The organism is Gordonia oryzae, from assembly GCF_003797185.1.
GTDB classification, from domain to species: domain Bacteria; phylum Actinomycetota; class Actinomycetes; order Mycobacteriales; family Mycobacteriaceae; genus Gordonia; species Gordonia oryzae.
On record NZ_RKMH01000005.1, the window covers coordinates 285,621 to 293,520 of the forward strand.

5 protein-coding genes are annotated in these 7,900 nt (G+C 64.5%); all 5 read left to right on the forward strand.

What is annotated here, in order from left to right:
• Nucleotides 1-69 precede the first annotated feature (69 nt).
• The 5 genes from EF294_RS08700 to tyrS all read left to right on the forward strand — a co-directional run bounded on the left by EF294_RS08700 (nucleotide 70) and on the right by tyrS (nucleotide 7,456).
• Nucleotides 70-1,272 (forward strand): argininosuccinate synthase, encoded by a 1,203-nt coding sequence (locus EF294_RS08700; RefSeq protein ID WP_123928254.1) that lies wholly within the window; start codon nucleotides 70-72, stop codon nucleotides 1,270-1,272.
• On the forward strand, nucleotides 1,265-2,707 hold the full coding sequence (gene argH, locus EF294_RS08705) for an argininosuccinate lyase (protein ID WP_123928257.1): 1,443 nt from the start codon (nucleotides 1,265-1,267) through the stop codon (nucleotides 2,705-2,707). The genes EF294_RS08700 and argH overlap by 8 nt, the downstream gene beginning before the upstream one ends.
• Nucleotides 2,708-2,811: 104 nt before the next feature.
• Nucleotides 2,812-5,817, forward strand: a complete 3,006-nt coding sequence (locus EF294_RS08710) for an AMP-binding protein (protein ID WP_246007760.1) — start codon at nucleotides 2,812-2,814, stop codon at nucleotides 5,815-5,817.
• Between the two features lie 58 nt (nucleotides 5,818-5,875).
• A complete protein-coding gene (locus EF294_RS08715; RefSeq protein ID WP_123928260.1) occupies nucleotides 5,876-6,091 on the forward strand; it encodes a Trm112 family protein in 216 nt (71 codons plus the stop codon).
• Between the two features lie 63 nt (nucleotides 6,092-6,154).
• Entirely contained in the window at nucleotides 6,155-7,456 is a 1,302-nt protein-coding gene (gene tyrS, locus EF294_RS08720; RefSeq protein ID WP_123928263.1) for a tyrosine--tRNA ligase, read from the forward strand.
• Nucleotides 7,457-7,900 lie beyond the last annotated feature (444 nt).

Here is a 7,900-nt window from a genome sequence, read left to right on the forward strand (position 1 = left end):
CGATCACTGTCAGCCAACCGCGCATCCCAGAATGGATGTGCACATTCGAAACAGGAGTTCACTGAAGACATGGCCGAACGCGTCGTACTTGCATACTCGGGCGGACTGGACACCTCGGTCGCCATCAGCTGGATCGGCCGGGAGACCGGCAAGGAGGTCGTCGCGGTCGCGCTCGACCTCGGTCAGGGCGGCGAGGACATGGAGGTCGTGCGTCAGCGAGCACTCGACTGCGGTGCCGTCGAGGCGGTGCTCGTCGACGCACGCAACGAGTTCGCCGACGACTACTGTCTGCCGGCGATCACCTCCAATGCCTTGTACATGGACCGCTATCCGCTGGTCTCGGCGCTGTCGCGGCCGCTGATCGCCAAGCACCTGGTGACCGCGGCGCGTGACCACGGCGGCACCGTCGTCGCTCATGGCTGCACCGGCAAGGGCAACGATCAGGTGCGTTTCGAGGTCGGATTCGCTTCGCTCGCACCCGATCTTGAGGTCATCGCCCCGGTCCGCGACTACGCCTGGACCCGGGAGAAGGCGATCGCCTTCGCGGAGGAGAATGCGATCCCGATCAACGTCACCAAGAAGTCCCCGTTCTCGATCGACCAGAACGTGTGGGGCCGTGCGGTGGAGACCGGGTTCCTCGAGGATCTCTGGAACGCGCCCACCAAGGACGTGTACTCCTATACCGAGGACCCGACGCTCAACTGGTCCTCGCCCGATGAGGTCATCATCACCTTCGACAAGGGCCGCCCGATCGCCATCGACGGTAGGCCGGTGACCGTGCTCGAAGCCGTCGAGGAACTCAACCGCCGTGCCGGGGCACAGGGCGTTGGACGTCTCGACGTCGTCGAGGACCGGCTCGTGGGCATCAAGAGCCGCGAGATCTATGAGGCCCCGGGTGCGATGGTGCTCATCACCGCGCACGAGGAGCTCGAGCACGTCACCCTGGAGCGTGAACTGGGACGATTCAAGCGTCGCACCGACCAGAAGTGGGCCGAATTGGTCTACGACGGTCTGTGGTTTTCGCCGCTCAAGCGTTCGCTGGACTCCTTCGTCGAGTCGACGCAGGAGCACGTCTGCGGTGACATTCGCCTGACTTTGCACGGCGGACACATCTCGGTCAACGGTCGGCGCAGCCCTGAGTCGCTGTACGACTTCAACCTCGCGACCTACGACGAGGGCGACAGCTTCGATCAGTCCGCGGCACGCGGATTCGTCGAGTTGCACGGTCTGTCGTCGAAGATCGCGGCGCGCCGGGATCTGATCGGTGAGTGAGAAGACCGGAGGCACCAACGAGGGTTCGCTCTGGGGTGGCCGATTCGTCGACGGCCCGGCCGCGGCAATGGCGGCGCTGAGCAAGTCCACGCAGTTCGACTGGGTGTTGGCGCCCTTCGACATTCGCGCATCCAAGGCGCATGCGCGAGTCCTCAACGCGGCCGGACTGCTCGGCGACGACGACCTCACCGCGATGCTCGACGGACTGGATCGTCTGGCCGCCGATGTCTCCGACGGCACCTTCGGCCCGGCGCCGTCGGACGAGGACGTCCACGGCGCCCTCGAGCGGGGATTGATCGAGCGGGTGGGCGCGGAGTTGGGCGGACGGCTGCGAGCGGGCCGGTCGCGCAACGACCAGGTGGCCACCCTGTTTCGGATGTGGTTGCGTGAGGCCATCAGTCGGGTTGCATTGGGGGTTCTCGATGTGGTCGACGCGCTCACCACGCAGGCTGCCGCGCATCCTGAAGCGGTGATGCCCGGCAAGACCCACCTGCAGGCGGCGCAGCCGGTCCTGCTGGCGCACCATCTGCTCGCCCACGCCCAGCCGCTGATCCGTGACATCGATCGCCTTCGTGATGCCGATCGGCGGACCGCAGTGTCGCCGTACGGTTCCGGCGCCCTCGCCGGTTCGTCGCTCGGACTCGATCCGGGCGCGATCGCCACCGAACTGGGTTTTGACGCGCCGGCCGAGAATTCGATCGACGCGACGTCGGCGAGGGATTTCGCCGCCGAGGCCGCGTTCGTCTTCGCGATGATCGCCGTCGACCTCTCGCGCCTGTCCGAAGAGATCATCATTTGGAGCACACCGGAATTTGGCTATGTGACGTTGTCGGATGCGTGGTCGACCGGTAGTTCGATCATGCCGCAGAAGAAGAACCCCGATGTCGCCGAACTCGCACGCGGCAAGGCTGGGCGAATCATCGGTGACCTGACCGGACTCATGGCCACCCTCAAGGCCCAACCGCTGGCATATAACCGAGATCTCCAGGAGGACAAGGAGCCACTGTTCGACGCGGTCGCCCAGCTCGAGTTGTTGCTTCCGGCGATCGCCGGGCTCGTGGGTACCTTGGAGTTCCACGAGGAGCGGATGGCCGAGCTTGCGCCCGCCGGATTCACCCTCGCCACCGATATTGCCGAATGGCTTGTGCGTCAAGGTGTTCCATTCCGGGTTGCGCACGAACTCGCCGGTGCCTGTGTTCGGGAGGCGGAGAAGCGGGGGGTCGGGCTCGACAAACTCGACGACGCGGCCTTCGCGGCGATCGATCCGGCTCTCACCCCGCAGGTTCGTGAGGTTCTCACCGTCCGCGGTTCGATCGAGTCGCGAGATGCTCACGGCGGTACCGCACCGCGGCAGGTGCGGCGTCAGCTCGATGCGTTGGCCGAGGACACCACCCGATTGCGCACTTTCTGGCTGGACAGGGTGCCGGTCCGATAGTGTGCGGACGCCGTTGTCGGCGCGTCGGGGGCGGGACTGGCCGATAGCGGTCCGTGCGCTGAATGGGGTGGGTAGAGTGAGGACCCACTGAGGAGGGGTGTCGAGTGGGCGGAATTCCGGATGTGGGCGCGGTGGTCGGCCGTGTGGTCGCAACCGCACAGAACGGACTCGAGGTACTGCGTCTCGGCGGTCTGGAGACGGGCACGCAGCCTGCGCCCTTCGCGGTCGTGGAGACCGAGAAGATGTTCAAGCTGCGGCGGTACTTCCCCGGCGACGACGCCGATGGCCCGAACGTGGTGCTCATCCCGCCGATGATGGTCTCGGCGAACGTCTACGACGTCACCGAAGACAATGGGGCGGTGTCGATCCTGCATCGGCATGGGATTGTGCCGTGGGTGATCGATTTCGGTTCACCCGACACCGTCGAGGGTGGGCTGGAACGCGATCTGGCCGACCACGTCGTCGCGGCGAGTCGGGCGATCGACCTGATCATCGATGCCACCGGAAACGACGTTCACCTCGCCGGGTATTCACAGGGTGGGATGTTCGCGTACCAGACCGCCGCGTACCGACGTAGCAAGGGCATCGCGAGCCTGATCACCTTCGGCAGCCCCGTCGACGTGCTTGCCGGCTTACCGCTCGGACTGCCGGCCGGGTTGGTGGTACCCGGTGCCGAGATCCTCGCCGATCGCGTGGTCAGTCACCTGTGGGTACCCGGATGGTTGGCGCGTTTGGGATTCCAGATGCTCGACCCGGTCAAGACCGCGCGCAGCCGACTGGACTTCCTGCGGCAGCTTCACGACCGCGACGCCCTGCTCCCGCGTGAAGATCAACGGCGCTTCCTCGAATCCGACGGCTGGGTCGCATGGTCCGGCCCGGCGATTGCGGAGTTGTTGCGACAGTTCGTCGTTCACAACCGCATGGTGTCCGGTGGATTCGTCATCAACGGCGAACTGGTCACTCTCGCCGAGATCACCTGCCCCATTCTCGCTTTTGTCGGCGAGGCCGACGACATCGGCCAGCCGGCCGCGGTGCGGGGGATCGTTCGCGCCGCCCCCGATGCCGAGGTTTATGAATCACGGGTATCGGTAGGACATTTCGGACTTGTCGTGGGCAGTACCTCCGGCGCCCAGACGTGGCCGATCACCGCGGAGTGGATCGGGTGGCAGTCCGGCCTGCGCCCCAAGCCCGAGGGGCTGGAGACGATGACGGTTCCCGAGCCCGGTAGTGGGTCGGGGGTGAGCGTGGCGTCCCGGATCACTCACGGCCTCGGTGCGGTGGCCGACGCCGGAGCCGGGGTCTCCCGCGACTTGATTGGCATCGCCTCATCGCTGCAGCGGTCGTCGATTGCCGTCGCTCAGGAGTCGGTACGCACCGTGCCCCGCCTCCTGCGACTCGGCCAGATCCAGGCAGGGACCCAGATCTCGCTGGGAAAGCTGATGTCGGAGAACGCCAAACGTGGCGCGCAGAAGGAACTTTTCCTATTCGAGAACCGGGTGCTCACCCACGCGCAGGTGAACGTGCGCATCGACAACGTCGTCGCCGGTCTGCTGTCGTGTGGGATTCGTCCGGGTCAGCGCATCGGAGTGCTGATGGATACCCGCCCCAGCGCCTTGGTCGTGGTGGCGGCGCTGTCGCGACTGGGCGCGGTTGCGGTGATGCTCTCGCCCGAGGGCGACATCGATGAGATGTTGCGTCTGTCCGACTGCGGCGTGGTGATCACCGACCCGAAGAACCTGGAGACCGCTGCGTCGCACTGTGATCGAGTGCTCATCCTGGGTGGAGGCAGTGGGGACACCCGGGTGATCGACAGTGCTGACGGTCACCGCATCGTCGACATGGAACAGATCGACCCCGACGAGGTCGAGATGCCGGTGTGGTACCGCGCTGATCCCGGGTTGGCGGGCGATCTGGCGTTCATCCTCTTCACCAGGTCACAGGGCAAACTGGCGACCTGGCCTATCACCAACCATCGGTTCGCGATGTCGGCGTTCGGGGCAGCGTCGGCTGCCGGTCTGACCGATCGGGACACCGTGTACTGCCTTCCGCCGCTGCACCATGCGTCAGGGCTGCTCACTACACTCGGCGCCACCGTGGTCGGGCGATCCCGTATTGCGCTGTCCAACGGTGTCGATGCCGAGGCCTTTGCCGTGGAGGTTCGCCGCTACGGCATCACTGTCGTCTCCTACACGTGGACAATGATGCGCGAGATCGTCCGGTCGGAGAATTTCCACATCGCCGAGCACAATCCTATCCGGTTGTTCATCGGTTCAGGGATGCCCGTCGGACTGTGGGAGGACGTGCAGGCAGCCTTTCCGCGGGCGCGCGTACTCGAGTTCTTCGCGACCGCCGACGGCTCGGCGATTCTGGCCAATGTGGCCGGCGATCAAGCAGGGTCGATGGGACGTGAACTGCCGGAGACGAACCCGGTTCAGGTGGCCGCCTTTGACATCGAGAATTCACGTCTTGAGGTGGCGCCCAACGGATTCGTTCGGCGCGCCGATGCGGGGGAGGTCGGGCTCCTGCTGGCGCGCACCCGATATCGGTTCGACATTTCCTCGACCGTGCTGCGAGATGTGTTCAGCCGCAATGATCGTTGGGAGGTCTCCGGTCACCTGTTCCGACGCGATTCCGACGGCGATCTGTGGTTCATGGGTTCGGCAGACTCCGCGGTACGCTCGACAGACGGAGTCCTGTTTCTCCCGCCGATCGAGAGTGCGTTGTCCCGGGTTCCCGGTGTCGACCAGGTCGTCGCCTATAGCGTGGGTGATCCCGGTGCGCAACTGGCCATCGCGGCACTGACATTGAGACCCTCGATGAGGGAGGAGTCGCTGACCGTAACCAAGTTGCGGGTCGCACTCGGTGAGTTGCCGGCTCCGCAGCGTCCCCATGTGATCCGGGTGGTCCACGAGATTCCGGTATCGGACTCGTATCGCCCAATGGCGACAGCGTTCGTCCGGGAGGGACTACCACAGCCGGGCCCGAAGGTTTGGTACCGCGACGGCGAGGGGCGTTACCGCAGGTACACAAGGTCGTCGGCGGCCAAGGTCGCATGGAGCGGCGCGGCAGGGACGGAGGACGCGGGCCAGCCCACCGGCACGATACGCTGACGGGCGGGGAGATCGCCGAAACGGTTCGTGTGATCGTCGAACGAAGGGAATCAGCGGAATGTCGTCTCGTGCCGAGGCCATCGATCCGATCGTTCGGGAACGACTCGTGTGTCCGCAAGACCATGGCCCGCTGATCGACGCAGGCGACGAGTTGTACAACCCGCGCCTTCACGTGGCCTACGGTATTGATGCCGACGGAATTCCCGTGATGCTCGCCGATGAGGCGAGAGCCGTCGACGAGGCCGAGCACGCTACATTGACCAGCGCGTCCTGAACCGCCGCCATCCTGTGCCTGCCCCTAGGACGCGTTAGGGGCCCGGGGTGGGAAGATCGTCGGGTGAATGCGCAGACGTCGGAGAACGCAGTGACCACCAGCGGAATTATCGAAGAGCTCGAATGGCGTGGTCTGATCGCGCAGTCGACCGATCTCGATGATCTTCGTGCTGCGTTGAACGCCGGTTCTATCACTGTCTACGCCGGCTTCGACCCGACCGCGGCGAGTCTGCACGCCGGCCATCTCGTGCCGCTGCTGACGTTGCGGCGCTTCCAGCTCGCCGGCCACCGACCTCTCGTACTCGCCGGTGGCGCTACCGGACTCATCGGGGACCCGCGCGAGGTGGGGGAGCGTTCCATGAACGCCGCCGACGTCGTCGAAGGGTGGGCGGATCGGATCGGCGGGCAACTGAGGCGGTTCGTCACCATCGACGACGCGCCCAACAGCGCGGTTTTGGTGAACAACCTCGACTGGACCGGGCCGATGTCGGTCGTCGACTTCCTCCGGGACCTGGGCAAGCACTTCTCGGTGAACGTGATGTTGGCGCGCGAGACCGTCAAACGACGCCTGGAGACCGACGGCATCAGTTACGCGGAGTTCAGCTACATCCTGTTGCAGTCCAACGACTACCTCCAGCTGCATCGACGGCACGGCTGCTCGCTGCAGATCGGCGGGTCAGATCAGTGGGGCAACATCATCGGCGGTGTCGATTTGGTTCGACGGGTCGACGGAGATGCGGTCCACGCGCTGACCGTACCGCTGGTGACCTCATCCGACGGGAAGAAGTTCGGCAAGTCCACCGGTGGCGGTAGCCTCTGGCTCGATCCGGAGCTGACCAGCCCGTATGCGTGGTACCAGTACTTCGTCAACACCGCCGACGCCGACGTCGTGCGCTACCTGAGGTGGTTCACCTTTCTCAATCGTGAGGAAATCGCCGAACTCGAGCGCGCCACGGAGGAGACCCCGCATCTCAGACTCGCGCAGAAGCGACTCGCAGCAGAGATGACCACGCTGATCCACGGCGCCGAGCACACCGCCGCCGTTCAGTTGGCCAGTCAGGCCCTGTTCGGGCGCGGGGATCTGGACGATCTCGACGAACAGACGCTGGCTGCAGCACTCGGCGAGACGACGGTGATCGACTACTCCAGAACGCGGCCGACCATCATCGAGCTGTTGGTCGACACCAAGCTGTGCGACAGCAACAAAGCTGCACGACGCGCTGTCGCCGAGGGCGGGGCGTACGTGAACAATGCGAAGATCTCCGACGAGGAGTGGCGGCCGGCCGACTCGGATCTGTTGCACGGTCGTTGGTTGGTGGTTCGGCGTGGCAAGAAGTCGTTCGCGGGCGCACGTATCGTCGCCTGAACTGGGGATTTGACGCGATGTTCCAACGCATGTAACTTTCTCGTTGCACCGCAGAGAGCAACTCCCCCGGGGCCGACAGGAATCGGGGGGTTGCGCGATGTCCTCGCTTCTACGGAGTTGAGGGCAGCAGACCGCGGTGAGCCGGAACTGCGGTGAGGTCAGACAGGATTTGGCCGAAGCGTGAGGTTCTGGTACTCTGGACGAGTTGCCCGCGATTGGGTGGCGAATCCCGAACGACAACTCACTGAAGTTCGCCTCTTGTGTGGGGTGGTGTTGGTGGGTGTGTGTTCTTTGAGAACTCGATAGTGTATTGGTGGATTGTTTGGTGCCATTTTTTTGTGGCATTGGAGTTTGTGCATTGCGCTCTTTTTGTGGGGTGTGGTGTGCAGTTTTTTGTGCCAGTTTTTTGGTTTGTTTTTGTCAGGTTTGCTTTCCTGGTTTGTG